Origin of the sequence: Fusobacterium ulcerans ATCC 49185 (assembly GCF_900683735.1) — a bacterium.
GTDB classification, from domain to species: Bacteria; Fusobacteriota; Fusobacteriia; order Fusobacteriales; family Fusobacteriaceae; genus Fusobacterium_A; species Fusobacterium_A ulcerans_A.
Genome location: NZ_LR215979.1, coordinates 3,089,984 through 3,110,127 on the forward strand (window position 1 = coordinate 3,089,984; position 20,144 = coordinate 3,110,127).

Annotated in this window: 21 protein-coding genes and 1 riboswitch; of the genes, 10 read left to right on the forward strand and 11 right to left on the reverse strand. The window is 30.8% G+C overall.

From position 1 onward, the window contains the following. Positions 1-147: 147 nt before the first annotated feature. The 4 genes from E0E45_RS13905 to E0E45_RS13920 form a co-directional block, all read right to left on the reverse strand. Positions 148-582: a GNAT family N-acetyltransferase gene (locus E0E45_RS13905; protein ID WP_130891709.1), complete on the reverse strand. Its 435-nt coding sequence runs from the start codon at positions 580-582 to the stop codon at positions 148-150. Positions 583-618: 36 nt separating this feature from the next. Continuing rightward, positions 619-1,818 (reverse strand): phosphoglycerate kinase, encoded by a 1,200-nt coding sequence (locus tag E0E45_RS13910; RefSeq protein WP_130891710.1) that lies wholly within the window; start codon positions 1,816-1,818, stop codon positions 619-621. Between the two features lie 89 nt (positions 1,819-1,907). Beyond that, entirely contained in the window at positions 1,908-2,915 is a 1,008-nt protein-coding gene (gene gap, locus E0E45_RS13915; protein ID WP_130891711.1) for a type I glyceraldehyde-3-phosphate dehydrogenase, read from the reverse strand. A gap of 309 nt (positions 2,916-3,224) precedes the next feature. After that, the gene (locus E0E45_RS13920) at positions 3,225-4,091 is read right to left on the reverse strand and encodes an RluA family pseudouridine synthase (RefSeq protein WP_130891712.1); all 867 of its coding nucleotides are present in this window, start codon (positions 4,089-4,091) and stop codon (positions 3,225-3,227) included. Positions 4,092-4,419: 328 nt separating this feature from the next. Between E0E45_RS13920 and hemA the strand changes: the two genes are divergently transcribed. Genes hemA through E0E45_RS13955 form a run of 7 tightly spaced genes read left to right on the forward strand, consistent with a single transcriptional unit; the run spans position 4,420 to position 10,932 of the window. Further along, positions 4,420-5,421 carry a glutamyl-tRNA reductase gene (hemA, locus tag E0E45_RS13925; RefSeq protein ID WP_130891713.1) on the forward strand — a complete coding sequence of 334 codons (1,002 nt, stop codon included), beginning with the start codon at positions 4,420-4,422 and terminating at the stop codon, positions 5,419-5,421. Position 5,422: 1 nt separating this feature from the next. Further along, complete coding sequence (gene hemC / locus E0E45_RS13930; RefSeq protein WP_130891714.1) at positions 5,423-6,322, forward strand: hydroxymethylbilane synthase; 900 nt, start codon at positions 5,423-5,425, stop codon at positions 6,320-6,322. After that, positions 6,315-7,781, forward strand: coding sequence for a uroporphyrinogen-III C-methyltransferase (cobA, locus tag E0E45_RS13935; RefSeq protein ID WP_130891715.1), 1,467 nt, complete (start codon positions 6,315-6,317; stop codon positions 7,779-7,781). The genes hemC and cobA overlap by 8 nt, the downstream gene beginning before the upstream one ends. An 11-nt stretch (positions 7,782-7,792) precedes the next feature. Continuing rightward, positions 7,793-8,770, forward strand: coding sequence for a porphobilinogen synthase (gene hemB, locus E0E45_RS13940; RefSeq protein ID WP_130891716.1), 978 nt, complete (start codon positions 7,793-7,795; stop codon positions 8,768-8,770). 20 nt (positions 8,771-8,790) lie between these two features. Beyond that, on the forward strand, positions 8,791-10,101 hold the full coding sequence (hemL, locus tag E0E45_RS13945) for a glutamate-1-semialdehyde 2,1-aminomutase (RefSeq protein ID WP_130891717.1): 1,311 nt from the start codon (positions 8,791-8,793) through the stop codon (positions 10,099-10,101). Beyond that, positions 10,091-10,537, forward strand: a complete 447-nt coding sequence (locus E0E45_RS13950) for a precorrin-2 dehydrogenase/sirohydrochlorin ferrochelatase family protein (protein WP_130891718.1) — start codon at positions 10,091-10,093, stop codon at positions 10,535-10,537. Before hemL ends, E0E45_RS13950 begins: the two co-directional genes overlap by 11 nt. Positions 10,538-10,554: 17 nt before the next feature. Next, positions 10,555-10,932 carry a RidA family protein gene (locus E0E45_RS13955; RefSeq protein WP_130891719.1) on the forward strand — a complete coding sequence of 126 codons (378 nt, stop codon included), beginning with the start codon at positions 10,555-10,557 and terminating at the stop codon, positions 10,930-10,932. Between the two features lie 44 nt (positions 10,933-10,976). On the opposite strand, the gene E0E45_RS13960 is transcribed toward E0E45_RS13955, so the two are convergent. The 3 genes from E0E45_RS13960 to E0E45_RS13970 all read right to left on the reverse strand — a co-directional run bounded on the left by E0E45_RS13960 (position 10,977) and on the right by E0E45_RS13970 (position 12,237). Continuing rightward, the gene (locus E0E45_RS13960; RefSeq protein WP_130891720.1) at positions 10,977-11,249 is read right to left on the reverse strand and encodes an HU family DNA-binding protein; all 273 of its coding nucleotides are present in this window, start codon (positions 11,247-11,249) and stop codon (positions 10,977-10,979) included. Beyond that, positions 11,242-11,547: an HU family DNA-binding protein gene (locus E0E45_RS13965; protein ID WP_130891721.1), complete on the reverse strand. Its 306-nt coding sequence runs from the start codon at positions 11,545-11,547 to the stop codon at positions 11,242-11,244. Before E0E45_RS13965 ends, E0E45_RS13960 begins: the two co-directional genes overlap by 8 nt. A gap of 303 nt (positions 11,548-11,850) precedes the next feature. Beyond that, positions 11,851-12,237, reverse strand: a complete 387-nt coding sequence (locus E0E45_RS13970; RefSeq protein WP_130891722.1) for a bactofilin family protein — start codon at positions 12,235-12,237, stop codon at positions 11,851-11,853. Between the two features lie 420 nt (positions 12,238-12,657). Between E0E45_RS13970 and E0E45_RS17730 the strand changes: the two genes are divergently transcribed. After that, on the forward strand, positions 12,658-12,813 hold the full coding sequence (locus E0E45_RS17730; protein WP_172604200.1) for a hypothetical protein: 156 nt from the start codon (positions 12,658-12,660) through the stop codon (positions 12,811-12,813). Between the two features lie 157 nt (positions 12,814-12,970). Further along, positions 12,971-13,052, forward strand: a riboswitch (NiCo riboswitch). 50 nt (positions 13,053-13,102) lie between these two features. Next, positions 13,103-13,987, forward strand: coding sequence for a cation diffusion facilitator family transporter (locus E0E45_RS13975; RefSeq protein WP_130891723.1), 885 nt, complete (start codon positions 13,103-13,105; stop codon positions 13,985-13,987). 49 nt (positions 13,988-14,036) lie between these two features. On the opposite strand, the gene E0E45_RS13980 is transcribed toward E0E45_RS13975, so the two are convergent. Both E0E45_RS13980 and E0E45_RS13985 read right to left on the reverse strand, forming a co-directional pair. Then, a complete protein-coding gene (locus E0E45_RS13980) occupies positions 14,037-14,735 on the reverse strand; it encodes an SAM-dependent methyltransferase (protein ID WP_130891724.1) in 699 nt (232 codons plus the stop codon). A gap of 17 nt (positions 14,736-14,752) precedes the next feature. After that, positions 14,753-15,535, reverse strand: a complete 783-nt coding sequence (locus E0E45_RS13985) for an HAD family hydrolase (protein ID WP_130891725.1) — start codon at positions 15,533-15,535, stop codon at positions 14,753-14,755. 143 nt (positions 15,536-15,678) lie between these two features. Here E0E45_RS13985 and E0E45_RS17735 point away from each other — a divergent pair, with 143 nt between their 5' ends. Next, entirely contained in the window at positions 15,679-15,828 is a 150-nt protein-coding gene (locus E0E45_RS17735; RefSeq protein WP_172604201.1) for a hypothetical protein, read from the forward strand. Positions 15,829-15,914: 86 nt separating this feature from the next. Here E0E45_RS17735 and E0E45_RS13990 read toward each other — a convergent pair whose 3' ends face one another. Next, a complete protein-coding gene (locus E0E45_RS13990; protein ID WP_130891726.1) occupies positions 15,915-19,472 on the reverse strand; it encodes an autotransporter domain-containing protein in 3,558 nt (1,185 codons plus the stop codon). Positions 19,473-19,766: 294 nt separating this feature from the next. Next, entirely contained in the window at positions 19,767-20,048 is a 282-nt protein-coding gene (locus E0E45_RS13995; RefSeq protein ID WP_130891727.1) for a DNA-binding protein, read from the reverse strand. Positions 20,049-20,144 lie beyond the last annotated feature (96 nt).

A 20,144-nucleotide genomic window follows, 5' to 3' on the forward strand; every position in this document is an offset into this window, starting at 1 on the left:
ATTTGTAAAATATTTTATCTGAATTTGTATAATTTTGTCGTTTATTAATTATCATACAATAATAAATTTAAAATTTATTGAGCAAAAATAAAGAGCCCTGATTTCTCAAGGCTCTATATATAATCATTAAGATAATTGATTGTATGTTTACTTTTTTTCTATATCCTTCATGAAAAGTTTAAATCCCATCTCATCATATTTAAACTCTGCTCCCTTGAACATTGTTAATGATGATATATTGTCTGATTTAACCAATCCAGTCAGTATTTCAAGACCATTATCTCTAGCTTTTTCCTCAGCATATTTTAAGAGTTTTTTTCCTATAGCCCTATTTTGAAAATCTTTTCTTACACCTATAAGGTCTACCCACATTCCATCATAATGAAGATTACTTACATAAAGTAATCCTAGATAAGCAACTGGAATATTCTCTTCATAGTATACAAATACTCTGTAATGATCATTCTTTTTTATCTTTTCACACAGTATCTCAGAAGTATATGGTATATCTTGAAAAGATTCACTGTCTATCAATAACAATTCATCTGCCATTTTCAAAGAACCATCAAACTCTTTTATCATAACATCACACTCCCTGCTGTTGTGAAAATATATCTGTTATTTATTAGAAATAGATTCTACTCCTGGTAATTTTTTACCTTCTAAGTATTCTAGAGAAGCTCCTCCACCTGTAGAGATATGAGTAAATTTATCAGCATATCCTAAGCTTATAGCTGCAGCTGCTGAATCTCCTCCTCCTATGATAGTAGTTGCTCCTTTAAGGTTAGCTATAGCTTCACATACTCCTATAGTTCCTTTTGCGTAACTAGGCATTTCAAATACACCCATTGGTCCATTCCACACTACTGTTTTAGCTCCATTGATTTCTTTTGTGAATAATTCAACAGTTCCAGCTCCAACATCTAATCCCATTTCATCAGAAGGAATTTCATCTACTGATACAGTTTTATGAGGTGCATCATTATTAAATTCTTTTGCTACTACAGCATCTATTGGAAGAATTAATTTCCCATTTGATTTAGCTAATAATTCTTTTGCCAATTCAACTTTATCTTCTTCAACCAATGAAGTTCCTGTATTTTTTCCTAAAGCTTTTAAGAAAGTAAACATCATAGCTCCACCAACTAAAACTTTATCAGCTTTAACTAGTAAATTTTCTATAACTCCAATTTTATCAGATACTTTAGCTCCTCCTAATATTGCTACTAGAGGTCTTTCTGGAGCATCAACAGCTCCTCCTATAAATTTTATTTCTTTTTCCATTAAGAATCCTGCTGCTGTTTTTCCTTCTCCAATGTTTGCTGCAATACCTACATTTGAAGCATGTGCTCTGTGAGCAGTTCCAAATGCATCATTTACAAAAACATCTCCTAAAGAAGCCCAATATTTTCCTAATTCAGGATCATTTTTAGATTCTTTTTTACCATCAAGATCTTCAAATCTTGTGTTTTCAAACATCATGATTTCTCCATCTTTTAGTCCAGCAACTGCTGCTTCTAATTCAGCACCTCTTGTAGCAGGTACAAATTTAACTGGTTGTCCTAAAAGTTCAGCTAATCTTTCAGAAACTGCTTTTAAAGATTTTTTAGCTAAATCTTCCTCAGTTTTTACTTTTCCTAAGTGAGAAAAAGCTATTACTTTCCCTCCATTTTCAAGTACATATTTGATAGTTGGAAGAGCTGCAACTATTCTGTTGTCATCAGTTATTTTTCCATCTTTCATAGGTACATTAAAATCTACTCTCATTAATACTTTTTTACCTTTAACATCTAAATCTGTTACTATCTTCTTAGCCATTATTTTCATTCCTCCAAATTTGTTTTTAAAAATAGCGGAACCTTTAAGTTCCGCTATTCATTTCTATTTAGTTATTCCAAATTCAGTAATTATTTAGATAATTCTACGAATTTTTTAAGAGTTCTGATTAATTGAGAAGTGTAAGACATTTCATTGTCATACCAAGCAACAGTTTTAACTAATTGTCTGTCTCCTACTGTCATTACTCTTGTTTGAGTTGCATCAAATAAAGATCCATAGTGGATTCCAATGATATCACTAGATACTAATTCTTCTTCAGTATATCCAAAAGATTCGTTAGTAGCAGCTTTCATTGCAGCGTTTATTTCTTCTACAGTTACTTGTTTATTAAGAACTGTTACAAGCTCAGTTAATGATCCAGTAATTACAGGAACTCTTTGTGCAGCTCCATCTAATTTTCCTTTTAAAGCTGGAATTACTAATCCAATAGCTTTTGCAGCTCCAGTTGTGTTAGGAACGATGTTAGCAGCAGCAGCTCTTGCTCTTCTAAGATCTCCTTTTTTATGTGGTCCATCAAGTGTATTTTGGTCATTTGTATAAGCATGGATAGTAGTCATTAATCCTTCTACAATTCCATATTTGTCTTCTAATACTTTAGCCATAGGTGCTAAACAGTTAGTAGTACAAGATGCTCCAGAGATAACTGTTTCAGTTCCATCAAGAATATCATCATTTACATTGAAAACTACAGTTTTAAGATCTCCAGTTGCTGGTGCAGAAATAACAACTTTTTTAGCTCCTGCTTTAATATGATCTTCTGCTTTTTCTTTTTTAGTAAAGAATCCAGTACACTCAAGAACTACATCTACTCCTAAATCTCCCCATGGTAAGTTTTTAGGATCAGCTTGTGCAAAAGTTTTGATTGTATGTCCATTAACTACAAAAGCATTTTCTTTAACTTCTATAGTTCCATTGAATCTTCCTTGTGCTGAGTCATATTTAAATAAGTGTGCCAACATATGTGCATCTGTTAAGTCATTAATTGCTACAACATCAAATTCTGGATTCTCAACCATTAATCTTAATGCTAATCTTCCAATTCTTCCAAATCCGTTAATTGCTACTTTAACTGCCATTTGTATTCCTCCTAAAATTTATTATTTTTTATTTTATAGTAATATAGTTTTTTGCTTATTTTCTATATTAACTATATAATATGTTTGCCTCTTTGTCAATTAATATGACAGAACTAATTTTAATCTTTTTACGATTAGTTTTTTATCATGCAGTTTGTTTATTTTCTGCTTTCTTCTCTCTTGTTTTATAGTTTTTATCCTTTTCTGTATTTAGTTTTCTATTTCTGTATCCTTTTTGTTCATCAATTGGTTTTCCTTATGAGCGTTCCATTATTTGATGATGGTAAATAATTCATTGGACTCCCTCCCTTATTCTTCTGATAAGATCTTTTTCATATCATCAGGGATGTCTATTTCCACTGTTTTAAGTTGTCCTGTCTCTACATCTGAAAATTGTGTTTTGTAAGAATGAAGCATCTGTCTTTTAGCTCTTTTATCTTCTCCGCCATAAAGCTCATCTCCTAAGAGAGGATATCCTTCCAGAGCCATGTGAGCTCTGATCTGATGGGTTCTTCCTGTAAGAAGTTCTGCTTCTATCAGAGTAATATCTTTAAATCTTTTTATTACTTTTATTTTAGTTTGAGCTTCTTGACCTCCATTCTCTACAGATATCTCTCTTCTTCTCAGATCATCTCCTATTTTTCCAATAGGTCTGTCTATAAGGAATTCATCTTTTTCTACTATTCCTTTTACTATAGCTTTATAGAATTTATTTACTATCCCTTTTTCTTGAAGAAAAGATTGTGCAAAAGAATTTTTAGCCACTATGATAAGACCTGAAGTATTCATATCCAGCCTGTTGTAAAATCTTGGCACCATTATTTTTCCAGTTGTTTTCAGAAAATAATTTACCACTCCATTAGCAAGTGTCTTATCTACTTTCTTTTGAGTAGGATGCACTATTATGTAGGGATCTTTATCAATAAGAAGTACATTCTTATCTTCATAAGCTACCTTGATTGGTATCTCCATAGGTATTATTCCAGTTTCCTTTTCCTTTTCCTTTATTAAAAGTCTGTTTAGCTTCCTGACCTTCTTGCTATTATTTTTAACTCTTTTTCCATTAAGATATATTTCCAAATTTCTCAAGCCTCTTCCAGAATACCCCTTTGTTTCTTTCAGATATGTTCCTATTTCATAACCATCATACTCTGGTTCTATTATAAATTTTTTCATTAGTTCCTCTCAATTCTTAAGAATTTTTTATGCTTATACTTATATTTTACTATAATTATCAAAAAAAGTTAATCAATATATTTTTAAATCCAATTTCAATCAAATTATTTTTATAATATATTTTATGCATTTATTTTTTATATTGTTAATAGTTAAAAAACGCTATTTTATCTACTTTATATATAGAAATAATATATATATTGAATTTAAAATTTGAATATGCTTACCCTTAAAAGGATATAATAAAAGTTAATTTTTCTCCTATAATATTATATAATATAAGGAGTGAAAAGTTAAATTATATACAGTGTTACACAAGGAGTAAAAAATGAATTTAGATAAACTTGTTGTCTTTGGTATATCTCATAAAGAATTAAGTATGTCTGAACGTGAAAAATTTATTCATCAGAATCCTGAAGAGATTATTAATTCACTTCTATCTCAAAGAAAGATAGATGGTTATGTAAATCTTTCAACATGTCTGAGAGTAGAATTTTATCTTCAAATTGCAGAAAATTTCTCAATTGAAGAACTTTTAGAATGTTTATCTTTTAAGAAAGGGATATTTATAAAAACAGGAGAAACTGCTGCTGAGTATCTTTTTAAAGTAAGTTGTGGTTTTTATTCTGTTATCAAAGGTGAGGATCAAATACTTGCTCAGATAAAAAAAGCTCATGCTTTTGCTATGGAAAATAACACCTCTTCAAAAATACTTAATATTGTATTTAATAAAGCTATAGAGCTTGGAAAAAAATTCAGGACGGAAAGCAAAGTATGCCATAATGCTCTTTCTCTTGAAGCTATTTCTCTGAAATTTATCAAGGAATCTATTGGTTTCCTTTCAGATAAAAAAGTTCTTATTCTTGGAGTAGGAGATTTGGCACAAGCTATTCTCTATCTGCTGGTAAAAGAAAATGTAAAAAATATAACAATAACTAACAGAACTCACCATAAAGCTCTGGAAATCCAGAGTATTTTTGATGTAGATGTTATCAGCTTTGAGCATAAAAATACCGCTGCTGTAGAAAGCGATGTAATAATAAGTGCTACTTCTGCACCTCATTTAGTCCTCAAATCTGAAGAGATAGTCCCTTATCTCCATAGTAATAAAAAATACACATTCCTTGATCTTGCTGTTCCTAGAGATATAGATAATATAATAGGTACTCCTGAAAATGTATCCCTTTTCAACCTTGATGATATATGGAGTGTATATAACAAAAATTTAGAAACAAGAGATTCTCTAATGAATAGTTACAGTTATCTGATTGATAAACAAATGATAAATCTAAAAAAATGGTTTCAATATTATGAAGAAAGGACTATATAAAATGAAAAAAAAGATTGTGATTGGGAGCAGAGGAAGTATTCTGGCAATGGCTCAAAGTGAAATGGTAAAAAAAATGCTGGAAAATAATTTTCCTGAATTAGAATTTGAAATAAAAAAGATTGTTACAAGTGGAGATACTGATCTTGTGAGCAACTGGAACAACAGTGATAAATCTCTCAAAAGTTTCTTTACAAAAGAGATTGAAGTTGAGCTTCTAAATGAAACAATAGACCTTGCTGTACACTCTATGAAAGATATGCCTGTTATTTCTCCAGAAGGATTAATATGTGGAGCTGTTCCTGACAGAGAGGACTCTAGAGATGTTCTTGTATCTAAGTCTGGAAAAACTCTTATGGAACTTCCAGCAGGAGCTATAGTTGGTACAAGTTCTCTCAGAAGAACAATGAATCTTAAAAATCTTAGAAATGACCTTGAAATAAAACAATTGAGAGGTAATATTCATACAAGATTAAACAAATTAAAAAATGAAGATTATGATGCTATTCTTCTTGCTGCTGCTGGTTTAAAAAGAGTTGGATTAGAAAAAGAGATCACGGAATATCTTGATCCTGAAAAATTTCTTCCTGCTCCTGCACAAGGTGTCCTTCATATCCAATGCAGAGAAAATGATGAGGAAGTAAAAAAAATATTGAAATCTATCCATAATGAAGATATAGAAAAAGTGGTAGTAATAGAAAGAGAATTTTCTAAAATATTTGATGGAGGATGTCACACTCCTATGGGATGTCACTGTATCTTAGATGGAGATAAAATTACTCTTACAGGTATCTATTTCAAAGGAGAAACTGGATATTCTGCCTCTATCACAGAAGATGCTGCTTTAGGAATAAAAACTGCTCAAAAACTTGCAGATATCATAAAGGAGAAAATAAATGACTAACAAAGGTAAAGTTTACATAATGGGAGCTGGCCCTGGTGATCTTGAACTGCTTACTTTAAAAGGAAAGAGAGCTGTAGAGGAAGCTGACTGTATAGTTTATGACAGACTTATCAATCCAAGAATACTTAATTTTGCAAAAAAAGATGCTGAAATGATCTACCTAGGTAAAGGAAATACTGAAGGTGGGGTTATTCAAGATGAAATAAACAGAACAATTGTAGTAAAAGCTTTAGAGGGAAAAACTGTTGCAAGAGTAAAAGGAGGAGATCCTTTTGTTTTTGGAAGAGGAGGAGAGGAGATTCAATCTCTTTATGACAATAATATCCCTTTTGAAATAATCCCAGGAATAACTTCTTCTATATCAGTACCTGCATATGCAGGTATTCCTGTAACTCACAGAGGAGTAGCAAGATCATTCCATGTATTTACTGGTCACACTATGGAAGATGGAACTTGGCATAATTTTGAAGCAATAGCTAAACTTGAAGGAACTCTTGTATTTCTTATGGGAATAAAGACTCTTCCTATTATAGTAGAAGATCTTGTTTCTAATGGTAAATGTCCTGACACTCCTGTTGCAATTATAGAAAAAGGAGCTACATCAGATCAAAGAGTAACTGTTGGAACTTTAAAAACTATTGTTGACATAGCAAAAGAGAAAAAGATAGTTCCTCCTGCTATTACAATAATTGGTGAAGTAGTAAATTTAAGGGAAACTTTCAAATGGTTTGAAGAAAAAAATCTTTTTGGTAAAAAAATACTTGTAACAAGAGATAAAAGACAAGCTGGAGAATTTTCAGATAAAATAGAAAAAATGGGTGGAATAGCTGTTGAGCTTCCTTTTATAGAAATTGAATCTACATTGGGAACAGTTTCAAAAGATATGCTTCAGGATTATTCAGCTATACTTTTTAACTCTCCTAATGGTGTGAGAGAATTTATGAATAAAATAGATGACATAAGGATCCTTGCTCATTTGAAAATAGGAGCTGTGGGAAGCAAAACTAAAGAAATTCTTGAAAGCTATAAGTTAAAAGCTGATTTTATCCCTGATGAATATTTAGTCTCTAAACTTGCTGAACTATCTCTTGATTATACAAAATCTGGAGATAAAATTTTAATAATAACATCAGATATATCACCTTGTGATACTGATAAATTTAACTCTATCTATGATAGAGAATTTCATAAACTGGTAGCTTATAACACAAAAAAAATTGTAAGAGATAAAGAAGAAGTTTTAAAAGCTTTATCAAAAACAGAAATAGTTACTTTTTTAAGTTCATCTACTGTTGATGCTTTCTATGAGAGTATAGATGGAGATATTGAAGCTGTAAAAAACATCAAACTTGCTTCTATAGGTCCAGTAACAAGTGATACAATGAAAAAATATGGTTTTTCTGTAGATTATGAAGCTAAAGTTTATGACGTAAATGGCATCTTAGAAGCTGTTAAATAGGAGGAATATTTATGTTTGTTAGAACTAGAAGACTTAGAAGTTCTAAAGCCTTAAGAGATATGGTGAGAAATGTAACAATTAATCTTAGTGATTTCATATATCCGCTTTTTATGGAAGAAGGAGAAAATATAAAGGAAGAAATATCATCTATGCCTGGACAATACAGATGGTCAATCGATAGAGTAGGAGAGGAACTTACAGAGTTAAAAGAACTTGGTGTAACTTCTATTCTTCTTTTTGGTATTCCAAAGCACAAAGATCCACAAGGCTCTGAAGCATATAATGATAAAGGGATTGTACAGGAAGCTATAAGATATATCAAGAAAAATTTCCCAGAATTTCTTATAGTTACTGATGTATGTATGTGTGAATATACTTCTCATGGACATTGTGGAATACTTGATGGATGTGAAGTTTTAAATGATGAAACTCTTAAATATATAGCAAAAACTGCCCTTTCTCATGTAAAGGCTGGAGCTGATATAGTTGCCCCATCAGATATGATGGATGGAAGAATACTGGCTATAAGAGAAATTTTAGATGAAAATGGATATGTAAATACTCCTATCATGGCATATAGTGCAAAATATTCATCAAACTACTATGGACCTTTCAGAGAAGCAGCTGATTCTGCTCCTAGTTTTGGAGACAGAAAGACTTATCAGATGGATTTCAGAAACTCTAAGGAATATTTTAGAGAAGTCGAAGCTGATATGGCAGAAGGAGCTGATTTTATAATGGTAAAACCTGCTCTTGCTTATCTTGATGTTATCAATGCCATATCTAATATCGATCTTCCCATTGTTGCCTATAATGTAAGTGGTGAATACTCTATGGTAAAAGCTGCTGCTCAAAATGGCTGGATAGATGAAAAAGGTATTGTTATGGAAAATATGTTTGCTATGAAAAGAGCTGGAGTCAATATAATAATAACTTATCATGCTAAGGATATAGCAAAATGGTATAAAAATAATGAAGTTGTTTTTTAAAGATTGTACAAGGAGGAAAAATGGAACATAAGATTTCAACTGAAATTTTTAAAAAAGCTGAGAAATATATCCCTGGCGGAGTAAATAGTCCTGTAAGAGCTTTTAAATCTGTAAATAGAAAAGCTCCTATCTTTGCATGTAAAGGAAAAGGTGCAAGGATATGGGATGAAGATGGGAATGAATATATAGATTACATCTGTTCTTGGGGTCCATTAATTCTAGGACATAACCCTGAAAATGTAATAAATGGAGTTAGAGAAGCTATAGAAATGGGGAGTTCTTTTGGTCTTCCTACTAAAATGGAGGTAGAACTTGCTGAACTTATTACTAAATGCTGTCCTTCTATCGAAAAAGTAAGACTCACTACTTCTGGTACAGAAGCTACTATGTCTGCTGTAAGAGTAGCTAGAGCATATACAAATAGAAATAAAATATTAAAATTTGAAGGATGTTATCATGGCCACTCTGATTCACTTTTAGTGAAATCTGGATCAGGACTTTTAACTGATGGATATCAAGATAGCAACGGAATTACAGATGGAGTATTAAAAGACACTCTTACTGTACCTTTTGGGGATATATCTGCTATTAAAGCTGTTCTTGAAAAGAAAGATGTAGCCTGTCTTATTATGGAGCCTGTTCCTGCTAACATGGGTATGATTTATCCTAATGTAAAATTTTTAAAAGAAATAAGAGAAGTCTGCACTTCTACAGGAACTATTCTAATATTTGATGAAGTTATATCTGGATTCAGATTATCTCTTGGAGGAGCACAGGAATTTTTTGGTATTACTCCTGATATGACTACCCTTGGAAAAATAATAGGTGGAGGATATCCTGTTGGAGCATTTGGTGGTAAAGCTGAGATAATGGAACTCATTGCTCCTGTTGGAAGAGTATATCACGCTGGAACTCTATCTGGAAATCCTGTATCTGTGAGAGCTGGATATGAAACTATAAGTTATTTGTATAACAACAGAGAAACTTTATATAAAACTTTAGAGGAAAAAACTCAATATCTTGTAAATAATATAAAAGAGCTTGCTGCAAAATATAATGTTCCTGCATGTGTAAATACAATAGGTTCTCTTTTCACTATATTCTTTACTGAGAGACCTGAAGTAAATAATCTTGAAGATGCTCTTTCTTCTAATACTGAAAATTTTGCAATCTACTTCAATACAATGCTTGAAGATGGAATTGTTTGTCCTCCATCTCAATTTGAAGCTCACTTCATTTCAATGGCTCACACTAAAGAAGATCTAGATAAAACTCTTTTGTCTATTGAAAAAGCTTTTAAATCTATTGGAGAAAAAAACAATGGAAAATAATTTTTTCCCTGTGTTTTTAGATATGCAGAATAAAAAAGTCCTTGTAATAGGAGCTGGAAAAATAGCCTTTAGAAAAACTGAAACTCTTTTGAGTTATGGGGCAAAAATTAAAGTTATTACCAGGGATATAAAAGAAGAGAAATTTAAAGAACTGAAAAATATTGAATTGTCTTTAGAAGACTTTAAAGAAGATATGCTGGAAGATATATTTATGGTAGTTGCTGCTACTGATGATTCTGTATTTAATAAATATATTTTTGAATTATGCAGTAAAAAAAATATACTTGTAAATAATATTACTTCTAAAACAGAAATGAACTGTCGTTTTTCAAGTATTTATGAAAATGGTGAGTATCAAATTGCTATTTCTGCAAAAGGAGATCCTAAAAAATCAAAGGCTCTTAAAGAAAAAATAAGTAAATTTTTTAACAATTAATATATTAGGAGGTAGTAATGAAAAGAATTATCCATACTGAAAAAGCTCCTGCTGCTTTAGGACCATATTCACAAGCTGTAGAAGTTAACGGAACTATTTTTGTATCTGGACAGATACCCTTTGTTCCTGAAACTATGTCTCTTATATCAGAAGATATACAGGATCAGACTAAACAATCTCTTGAAAATGTGAAAGCCATCCTTGAAGCTGCTGGATATACTTTTAAAAATGTGGTAAAAGCTACTGTCTTCATAAAAAATATGGAGGATTTTGCTCTTATGAATGAGGTATATAATGAATACCTTGGAAATATAAGACCTGCAAGAGCATGTGTAGAAGTTGCAAGACTTCCTAAAGATGTAAAAGTAGAAATAGAAGTTATTGCTGTAAAATAACAAAAAAGGTCAGTACAACATTTACTGACCTTTTATAATTCATATTATTTTCCTATTTTTACTTTAGTAGGAATAAATTTTACTATTGGTAAAGGATAGATTGTCATTCTTTCTCTTGTTTTTGGATTGCTGATTACTCTAGGCTTTCTTTTAAGAAGAGAAAAAGTTCCTATTCCTTTGAATTTTATGCTTCCAGCTTCAACAATATTGTTTTCTATCAGGTTTAGAAATACCTCTACATCTTTTTTTGCATCAGCATTAGTTATTCTTCTATCATGATTTTCTTTATACTCTTTTATAAATTGTAGTTTATCCATCTATCTTCCCCTCTTCAATCTCATTATGTATAGACTTTATAAGGCCTTTCCCTGAACTGAATTTTATCTTTCTGCTTCCAGGAATTATCATATCTCTTTTTGTTTTAAGTTCTACTATTCTTCTAGGTCTAATATCTTTCATATCAAAATTTCCCCAATCTTTGAACTTAACTTTTTCCCCTCTTTCAAGAGCCCCTTTTACAGTTTTCCAAAAAGTATCGATTTTTTCTTTAGCCTCGTCTAAATTTTTTAACCCTCTTTCTTTCATATACAGTTTTAAAAACTCTTTTTCTCCCATCATAGCTCCTTTTAAAACTAATTTTATTTCCCCGTGATATTAAAAACTGAACTTATCATGTGACATTTTATTAAACTCTTAAAAGCACATCTATTCAAACCATTTATTACCTATTTTAACGTTTAAATCTCTTTATGTCAATATAATTTCTTATTTTTATCATTATTAGAAAAAATATCATGTAAGTTTTAGTATTTAACCTATTTTTTTATACAAAAAAAAGAACGACTATAATTTTTTTAACAAATCCATAGATGCTATTAATCTCTGGATTTTAATCTATTTTAGCCGTTCTCGTTATTTTTACTTCATTTCTATATATTCACTTGGTTGTTTTTTCTGATTTTTACCTTCAAAATATGAATCTTCTTCCACTATTAATTTAGAACTTGTTATATCTCCTACTACTTTACTATTGGTTAATATTTCAACAATATCAGCTTCCAGTTCTCCTTTGCATATACCACTTATAATTATCTTATATGCTTTTATTTTTCCCATCACTCTTCCACTGGTACCAATTGTTACTACAGCATTTGAAATAATGTTTCCTGTAATTATTCCGTCTATGTGAAGATTACACTCATTAGTAATATCTCCTACTACTGTACTTCCTTTTGAAATAGCAGTCATTCCCTTTGCCGAAAAATCTATCTCCACATCTTTATTGTTTTTACTAAACAAACCCATACCTCCCCCCTTTAGAATTTTATTTATAAAATATTAATTTTTCTTCTTAAATATTCTCTTTTTAATTATTTGCTCTATATCTTATAGATTATATGTTTTTTCACTATGTGTCAAACTTTTTTTCTTTTTAAAATTTTTATCTACTCTTATGTTTTATAAAAAAAATCATTTCATTCTATAATTCTAATTACAATTTTATCTTTTTTCGATTATAAAACATTCATCTAAAAAAACCATGTCACAAGTTTTAACTTGTGACAATATGTACAAAATATTGCTTTACTTTTTTCACCATTTTCTGTTATAATACAAATATAAAAAGAGAAAAAATGATAATAAAACATTTGAATCTTTTAAGGCTAATTTTTGGAACATTTATTATTTTATTTTTGACATTTCAATTGTACTGGAGGTAATATTATGAAAAAAGAACTAATGAACAAAGAAGTAACAAATTTGGATATACTTGAAAGACTTTATAAACATAGTAAATCGGCTGAAAATAAAGATAAATTAGCCGAAATGAAAGATGAACTTACTATGCTTGATGACTATTTTTTAAGATATGCTAAATAATTAAAATTGACTTTGAAATATTTTTGATTTTATACCCTAAAAAAGACTGTGGAGGAACTTCCACAGTCTTTTTTATCTTTCATCTCTTGACAAATTCTCTTTCAATTCGTATAATAATCATAATATTGCACTGATGCATTCTCGTATAAGAATACTTACAGTACAGACTGATCAGGTCATAAAGACTGGGCTGTTAAAAACGGCAGCAGATGAAATCAATAGCATCTGTGGGACAAGTGTGTTCCATAGATGCTTTTTTATACTAAAATAATTTTGGAGGTAAAAATTCATGAAAACTTTGACAAATGAACAGACTGCTATGAAAGTTTCTTTTGTTTCTATTGTATGGAATATCATTCTATCTATTTTTAAACTTTTTGCTGGTATAGTTGCTCATTCAGGAGCAATGATTTCTGATGCTGTTCATTCAGCTTCTGATGTACTCAGTACTTTTATAGTTATTATTGGAGTAAAGATAGCAAATAAAGAATCAGACAAAACACACCCTTATGGACATGAAAGAATGGAGTGTGTAGCTGCTATACTGTTGTCAGCTATTCTTTTTGCTACTGGGTTAGGTATAGGATATAAAGGGATCATCATTATTTCCTCTAAAGACTACAGTCATCTGACAGTTCCAGGAATCCTTGCTCTTGCAGCTGCATTGATATCTATTGGAGTAAAAGAAGGAATGTACTGGTATACAAGAGCTGCTGCTAAAAAAATAAATTCTGGGGCACTTATGGCTGATGCATGGCACCATCGCTCTGATGCTCTTTCATCTGTAGGAAGTTTTGCTGGTATACTTGGAGCCAGACTTGGTTACCCAATATTTGATCCAATAGCCAGTGTTATTATCTGTATCTTTATTTTAAAAGCAGCTTTTGAAATATTTATGGATTCTATCAATAAAATGACTGATAAAGCCTGTGATGATGAAACTATTGAAATAATCAGAACTCTTATCTTAAAGCAAGAAGGAGTTTTGGGAATAGACCAAATCAAAACTAGGTTATTTGGTGATAGAGTATATGTAGATGTTGAAATTCAAGCAGATGGAAATATTCCTCTTAAACAGGCACATGATATAGCTCACAATGTCCATGATGCTATTGAAAATAATATTCTGAAAATAAAGCATTGCATGGTTCATGTAAATCCAGTAAACAAATAAAAAATGTGGATGGCTCATAATTGGTCATCCACATCTTTCTAATTGCTTTCTATTTCTTTCTTATAATTATCCCAATAGTATCAAAATACTTTCCGCTTTCTGCCTTCATCATATCAATATCATGGACAGCATATTCATTATCACATTCAAGCCATTCTTTCCAAGCTTCATCGTGGCATTTCAATGATTCACATTTCTCAATAATAATTCCTTCATTTTTAGAAAAAAGTTCATACCACCAGTATTTAGTATAAAAATTCATATTCTCCTGCCAAAAGGGACGTAACTCTTCAGGTATTTCTCCATTTTCAAATTCTTCTTTTAATCCAGGTATAGCCATTATAAACAAGCCATTTCCTTTTAGCAGAGGAAGTATGTGTTTTCCAAAAAATTCCCCTGTATTACCAAAGTAATGATATGAATCTATAGTTACAATTACATCAAAAAATTCATGAGCAAAAGGAAGTTGATGAGCTTCAGCTCTTAAAGGAATTATCTCTTCTCCTAAATCAACCTTCTTAAATCTTTCATAATTTTCTGTAGGATCAATCCATAAATCAGCTGCAAATACACTTGAATCATATTTTTCAGCTAAAAATATAGAAGTTAATCCTTTCCCACACCCTAAATCAAGTATTCTTGACCCAGTTTCTATTTTTATTCCATTGGTAATTTCTTCACATATTCTAAAACTGTTAGGCCCCATCATATTATCCATCAAAAACTTTTTACCATACTTTATTTCCATATATTTTCTCCTGTTATCTATCTTTCAAAAAATTTTTCTACAAAGACTCCTACTCCATCTTCACCATTAGTAACAGTTCTTTTATATTCAGGTTTTTTCAATTCTTCTGCTGCATTAGCCATAATTACAGGACATCCTGCAATATTCAGCATAGAAATATCATTTTCATTATCTCCAAATGCCATTGTCTGCTTTATATCTATTCCTATATCTTCTGCTACCAGCTTTAATGCTTCACCTTTGCCGCATTGGATATCCACTATATCCATAACTCCATCTCCTGAACCAAAAATATTAAGCTCATTTCCATATTTTTCAGTTACATATTTTCTTAGCTTTTTAAATCTACCTGCATCTCCTACAAATACCATTTTCTCAAATTCTCTTCCTAGTGGTTTTCCATCTGTTATATGAAAAAATTCAAGTTCTTTGTTTGTTCCATATTCTTTTACATATTCAGGATCTATCTTTGTAAAATGCACTTCTTTTCCAGCAGTAGCACTATAATCCAACCCTATTTCCACTGCCTTTTCAAGAATATCCAGACAGATATTTCTATCCATTGATTTAGAATAAATCAGTTCCCTATCCCTATATATTTTAGCTCCATTGAAACAGATATGATATCTTACATTTAAACAGCCTGTTAAATCAACTATACTATACAAATCTCTTCCAGAGGCTATAACTAATTCTATTCCCTCACTACTTTTTTTGTTTAATATATCTCTATTAAAATCTGACACTCTCTTATTTTTGGTTAGGAGAGTTCCATCCAGATCCATTGCTATTAGTTTCATCTATTCTCCTTTATTTCTTTTTTTAAGTAAACGATACCTTTTTTATTGTAGTTTGTCAATAGAGTTATTTACAAACAGGTAAATTGGAGCTATAATCAAATTAGGAAATGTGTATAGAAATTAAAATTTTAAGGAGTGATTTTATGGAATGTAATATTAAATGTGGAAATACTCATGTAGCTGAATGTACTTGTCCTAAAGACTGTCCTAACCATGGAAAATGTTGTGATTGTGTAATGCATCATAAAAATGATATAGGAAATCTTCCTTTCTGCCTTAGACCAAAAGAATAGTAATTATAAAAAGGCAGAAAACCAGAGGACTCTCTGAATTCTGCCTTTTAATTATTTTTTCTATATTCTAAATTCTATTATTTTAATTAAAACTTATATCCTAATCCTGTTCCCACAATCCATTCCCCTTTAGTCTTGTTTTTTCCTGTCCCATTATGTGAATCTCTTTCCACTACGTAACTTCCTTTTATATCAAATAGTACTCCATTTTCTAGCTCAAGAGCATATTTTGCATTTAGTCCTATACTATGTTCATTTTTGCGAGCTACCAATATATCAAAGTCACTTCCACCTTTAAATCTTCCTGTGATATGTTCCTCATCTGCTCCATCAAGTATTTTTGTATAGCTTACTCCTGCTGATAGTGTACTTTTTCCTTTTTCATATGGTATCACTTTTTTAAGGTCTACTCCCACTTTTCCTATTGTGTAGTCAAATGATTTTGAATCTGTTTCTATTGCCAGAGTTTTACTTCCTTCATCTGTTCCATCTTGCTTGATATATGTGTATGACAAAGTTCCATATGGTTCTAAGAATAAATTATTTCCAATATTATGTGAGTATCTTCCATTCAAATAGATGTCATATGTCAGGTCAGTATAATTATCAGAATATTTCATCACTGGTGTTCCTGTACTTGAAGCTGCATTGTTTACTGCCAGTCTGTCTACACCATAATCTCCATACTGGAACCCTGCTCCTGCTGTTACTTTTAGATTTCCTATATATTTCTTAGCATAAGCTCCCAGATACAGCGCACTTCCATCAACTTTAGAGCCATTAGACAAGTCAGATTTAAGTTTATTTCCTCCTATCACTACTCCTGAAGTAAGTGTATCTGACACTCCATACTCTCCAAGCATATATGCTCCAGTAATTTTTGTATCTGCCTCCATATCAGTACTTCCAATATCATAAGTATAGTAACCTTTTCCATAATATATATCTTTTGTTCCTCCATCTATATGAGTTAATCCTCCATATATCATCCATTTCCCTATATCTGCTTTGAATGAATTTTCTGTTACTATATCTCTGAACATTCCAGCAGATTTTCTTGATAACTCACTTGAATATGAATATGGATTTCCTGCGTAAATATTATTTAAGTAGCCTAAGAATGATGAGAAATTTTCATCAGTAGTCACATCAAAATTTCCTAATTCATTCACTGATCTTATTCCATGATATATTTTATTCAAATTTTCATAGCCATAAGTTGAACTATATAGTGGAAGATTATTCAATGCTGTAACTTCTACTTCATTATTGCTCCCAGCTACTCTTTTTACTGAATGGAATAATGATGTAGTCCCAAAAGTTACTTCTTCCTGAGATAATCCTTCATAATCTGTAACTAAGCTGTTGCCTAATTGAGTCTCTCCAAAACTTATTATACTGCTATTCCCTGCTCCATTAAGAGCTAACAATAGTTTTCCTCCATTAGATGAAATAAGAGTAGAAGGAGTTCCTGAGGATGTAGACTTATATAAAGCATGACCTATTATTTTATCTTTTCCACTTGAGCTGTTTATATTACTTGTATCTATTCTCAAAGTGAGTACTCCATTTGCTCCTATTGTTATATTCTCTGCTCCTGTTATTGTTAAATTTTCTAAATTTCCAGTAGTACCAACAGTCTTTTCAAATAGAGTTACATTTGTATTTATATTCATATTTTCAAAACCTGAGATATTATGTTGAATCTTTACCCCATCACTATTTGATGTTCTTGCTACTGGAGAATCAAAATTAAGAGTATCATTTCCAGTTCCTCCATCAAGAATTCCATTGATAATAGTTCCATTTCCTACTGTTACAGTATCATCTCCTCCACCCATATTTATATTTCCATTGATTATGGTATTTTGAGTTATACTTCCACTTGTGTAGTCAACAGTTCCAGATTGAAGTATCAGTGTATTATCATTACTGCTTCCTGTTACAGTATCACTTCCATCTATTCCACCACTTACTATTGTTCCTGATAAAGTAAGCTGACTACCTGCTCCACCAAAAATAATTGCTGTTCCATAAGCATTTACTATTGAGCCTATTATTTCATTATCTATTCCACTAACTTTATATGTATTTTTTAGAGCATTTAATATGGCATTTGATTCATTGCCATTAAATGAATCACTGCCATCTATAGCACTTTTATTTTTTATTGTCATCTTTCTTATTATTTCATTTCCATCAGCATACCCCATTATTATATTTTTTTCTCCATCTACACCAGCAGCTATAATTGGAATACCATTTAGATTTTTAATATCCAGTCCATAATTTTCTTTGCTTCCTGTTGTTCCACTTACAGTCATACTTCCTTTTGTTGCTAATATTCCATAATTTTTTAAAGAATCAATTGTCCCATTATTATTTACAGCATTCTCATCTCCATAAACAACTCCTGTATTTATTAGATTTTCTGTATTTTTAGTAGTAATTCCAGAGCTTGAGCTACCTATGGTTGTTCCTATTACTAAACCATTATTTATTAACTTTTCTATAATACCAGTGTTAGAAATTCCATATCCATACCATTCTTTAGCTGTTCCCATTAGTGAACCATTGTTTATTAACTTTTCTATAATGCCTGTGTTAGAAATTCCATAACCTGAACTTTTTTCAGCTGTTCCTACCAATAAACCCGTATTTGTTAACTCTGTTATAGCACCTGTATTATTAATTCCTATTCCAAAACTTTCTTCTGCTGTTCCTTTTATTAAACCATTATTTAGCAACTTTTCTATAATATCTGTGTTAGAAATTCCATAACCTGAACTTTTTTCAGCTGTTCCTATTATTAGCCCTTTATTTACCAGCTCTGTTATAGTACCATCATTAGAAACTCCATAACCATATCTTATTCCTGCTTTTCCTTTTATTAAACCATTATTTGTCAGCTCTCCTATAGTACCACTATTAGCAATTCCAGAACCAAAGCTTCCTGTAGTAGCTTCTCCTGTTATTGAACCATTATTTGTTAGTGTTGTTATAATATCATCATTAGAAATTCCATAACTACGATCTATTCCTGCTATTCCTGTTATTGATCCATTATTTATCAGCTCTGTTATAGTCCCATTATTAGCAATTCCAGAACCAAAGCTTTCTGTAGTTTCTCCTGTTATTGAACCATTATTTGTCAGTGTTGTTATAATATCATCATTAGAAATTCCTAAAGAGACATCTTTTGAAAATATTCCTGCTATTGAACCATTATTTATCAACTCTGTTACAATACCATTATTATAAATTCCATACCCAAAACCTTTTGTAGATGTTCCTATTATTGAACTGTTATTTATAAATTTAAATTTTTCCAAATTCCCACTTAACTTCAATCCGTATCCTTCTATCCCAGAACCATTATCTATTCCTGTTAATCCCATATTATTTATATAAATTTTTACAGACTCATTCCAAATATTTTTATTACTATAAGGATCTAAACTTACAGAAGTAACTCCATTATCAGCACTAAACTTTATTCCATTATCTTCTTTTATCCATAAATATTGATCTGCTCCTATTATAGTACTACATGACAATAGAAATCCGACTACTGCTCCTATTGTTATATTTACACTTCTTCTTTTGCTGCTTCTCTTTACTGCTTTCATTATTTTTTCTATCATAACTCTTTTCCCCCTTTAAAATATTCTTATTAAAATATATAGATTTAGACATAAAAACAGCCCAGTTCTCTTTTATGTATAAAGGCGAACTTTTAGAGCCTTTAACTATTTAATTTTAAAGGAGTGAATTTTAAGGTCAAGATTTTTAAGTTTCACATTATTCCTTGACTTTATCAATATTAAAGATTATAATGAGGTAATTTACAAATAAAAAAAAGCCGCCTTTATACATATAGGCGCCCTATTAGAGCTTTTTTCATGATTTTAAGATAGTTTTTAATTTAGTATTTTCTCTTATTCTATTCTATCTCCATTTGCAAATATTAAGCTTCTGCTTAGAATTGATATCTTGTTTCCATATTTTCTTGATATCAGAGTTCCTTCACCTATCATTCGATAGATAGTACTCGTGTGTCTCCCTGTTATGGCAGCTGCCTTATTTACAGTTGTCCATATCCCCAATTCCTCTTCATATCTTTTCTGACTATATTTTTCACATTCATTCCCTTCCTCTAGTTTTTCAAATGCATTGTCCTCAATTTTTTCTGCGATTCCTTTTTCTCTTGTCTTTTTCATTATTCCTCCATGATTTTTAATCATATATCAAATATCTTTTTGAATATACGTAACTGATATTATACTTGTTTAATTCTTAAAGTCAAGGAATAAAGT

Bases quoted from the DNA above. Each gene is read 5' to 3' on its own strand.
- E0E45_RS13990 (WP_130891726.1), bottom strand. From the start codon at position 19,472: ATGATAGAAAAAATAATGAAAGCAGTAAAGAGAAGCAGCAAAAGAAGA.
- E0E45_RS13975 (WP_130891723.1), top strand. From the start codon at position 13,103: ATGAAAACTTTGACAAATGAACAGACTGCTATGAAAGTTTCTTTTGTT.
- hemA (WP_130891713.1), top strand. From the start codon at position 4,420: ATGAATTTAGATAAACTTGTTGTCTTTGGTATATCTCATAAAGAATTA.
- cobA (WP_130891715.1), top strand. From the start codon at position 6,315: ATGACTAACAAAGGTAAAGTTTACATAATGGGAGCTGGCCCTGGTGAT.
- E0E45_RS13920 (WP_130891712.1), bottom strand. From the start codon at position 4,091: ATGAAAAAATTTATAATAGAACCAGAGTATGATGGTTATGAAATAGGA.
- E0E45_RS13960 (WP_130891720.1), bottom strand. From the start codon at position 11,249: ATGGATAAACTACAATTTATAAAAGAGTATAAAGAAAATCATGATAGA.
- hemC (WP_130891714.1), top strand. From the start codon at position 5,423: ATGAAAAAAAAGATTGTGATTGGGAGCAGAGGAAGTATTCTGGCAATG.
- gap (WP_130891711.1), bottom strand. From the start codon at position 2,915: ATGGCAGTTAAAGTAGCAATTAACGGATTTGGAAGAATTGGAAGATTA.
- hemB (WP_130891716.1), top strand. From the start codon at position 7,793: ATGTTTGTTAGAACTAGAAGACTTAGAAGTTCTAAAGCCTTAAGAGAT.
- hemL (WP_130891717.1), top strand. From the start codon at position 8,791: ATGGAACATAAGATTTCAACTGAAATTTTTAAAAAAGCTGAGAAATAT.
- E0E45_RS13980 (WP_130891724.1), bottom strand. From the start codon at position 14,735: ATGGAAATAAAGTATGGTAAAAAGTTTTTGATGGATAATATGATGGGG.
- E0E45_RS13965 (WP_130891721.1), bottom strand. From the start codon at position 11,547: ATGGGAGAAAAAGAGTTTTTAAAACTGTATATGAAAGAAAGAGGGTTA.
- E0E45_RS13970 (WP_130891722.1), bottom strand. From the start codon at position 12,237: ATGGGTTTGTTTAGTAAAAACAATAAAGATGTGGAGATAGATTTTTCG.
- E0E45_RS13985 (WP_130891725.1), bottom strand. From the start codon at position 15,535: ATGAAACTAATAGCAATGGATCTGGATGGAACTCTCCTAACCAAAAAT.
- E0E45_RS13955 (WP_130891719.1), top strand. From the start codon at position 10,555: ATGAAAAGAATTATCCATACTGAAAAAGCTCCTGCTGCTTTAGGACCA.
- E0E45_RS17735 (WP_172604201.1), top strand. From the start codon at position 15,679: ATGGAATGTAATATTAAATGTGGAAATACTCATGTAGCTGAATGTACT.
- E0E45_RS17730 (WP_172604200.1), top strand. From the start codon at position 12,658: ATGAAAAAAGAACTAATGAACAAAGAAGTAACAAATTTGGATATACTT.
- E0E45_RS13910 (WP_130891710.1), bottom strand. From the start codon at position 1,818: ATGGCTAAGAAGATAGTAACAGATTTAGATGTTAAAGGTAAAAAAGTA.
- E0E45_RS13995 (WP_130891727.1), bottom strand. From the start codon at position 20,048: ATGAAAAAGACAAGAGAAAAAGGAATCGCAGAAAAAATTGAGGACAAT.
- E0E45_RS13950 (WP_130891718.1), top strand. From the start codon at position 10,091: ATGGAAAATAATTTTTTCCCTGTGTTTTTAGATATGCAGAATAAAAAA.
- E0E45_RS13905 (WP_130891709.1), bottom strand. From the start codon at position 582: ATGATAAAAGAGTTTGATGGTTCTTTGAAAATGGCAGATGAATTGTTA.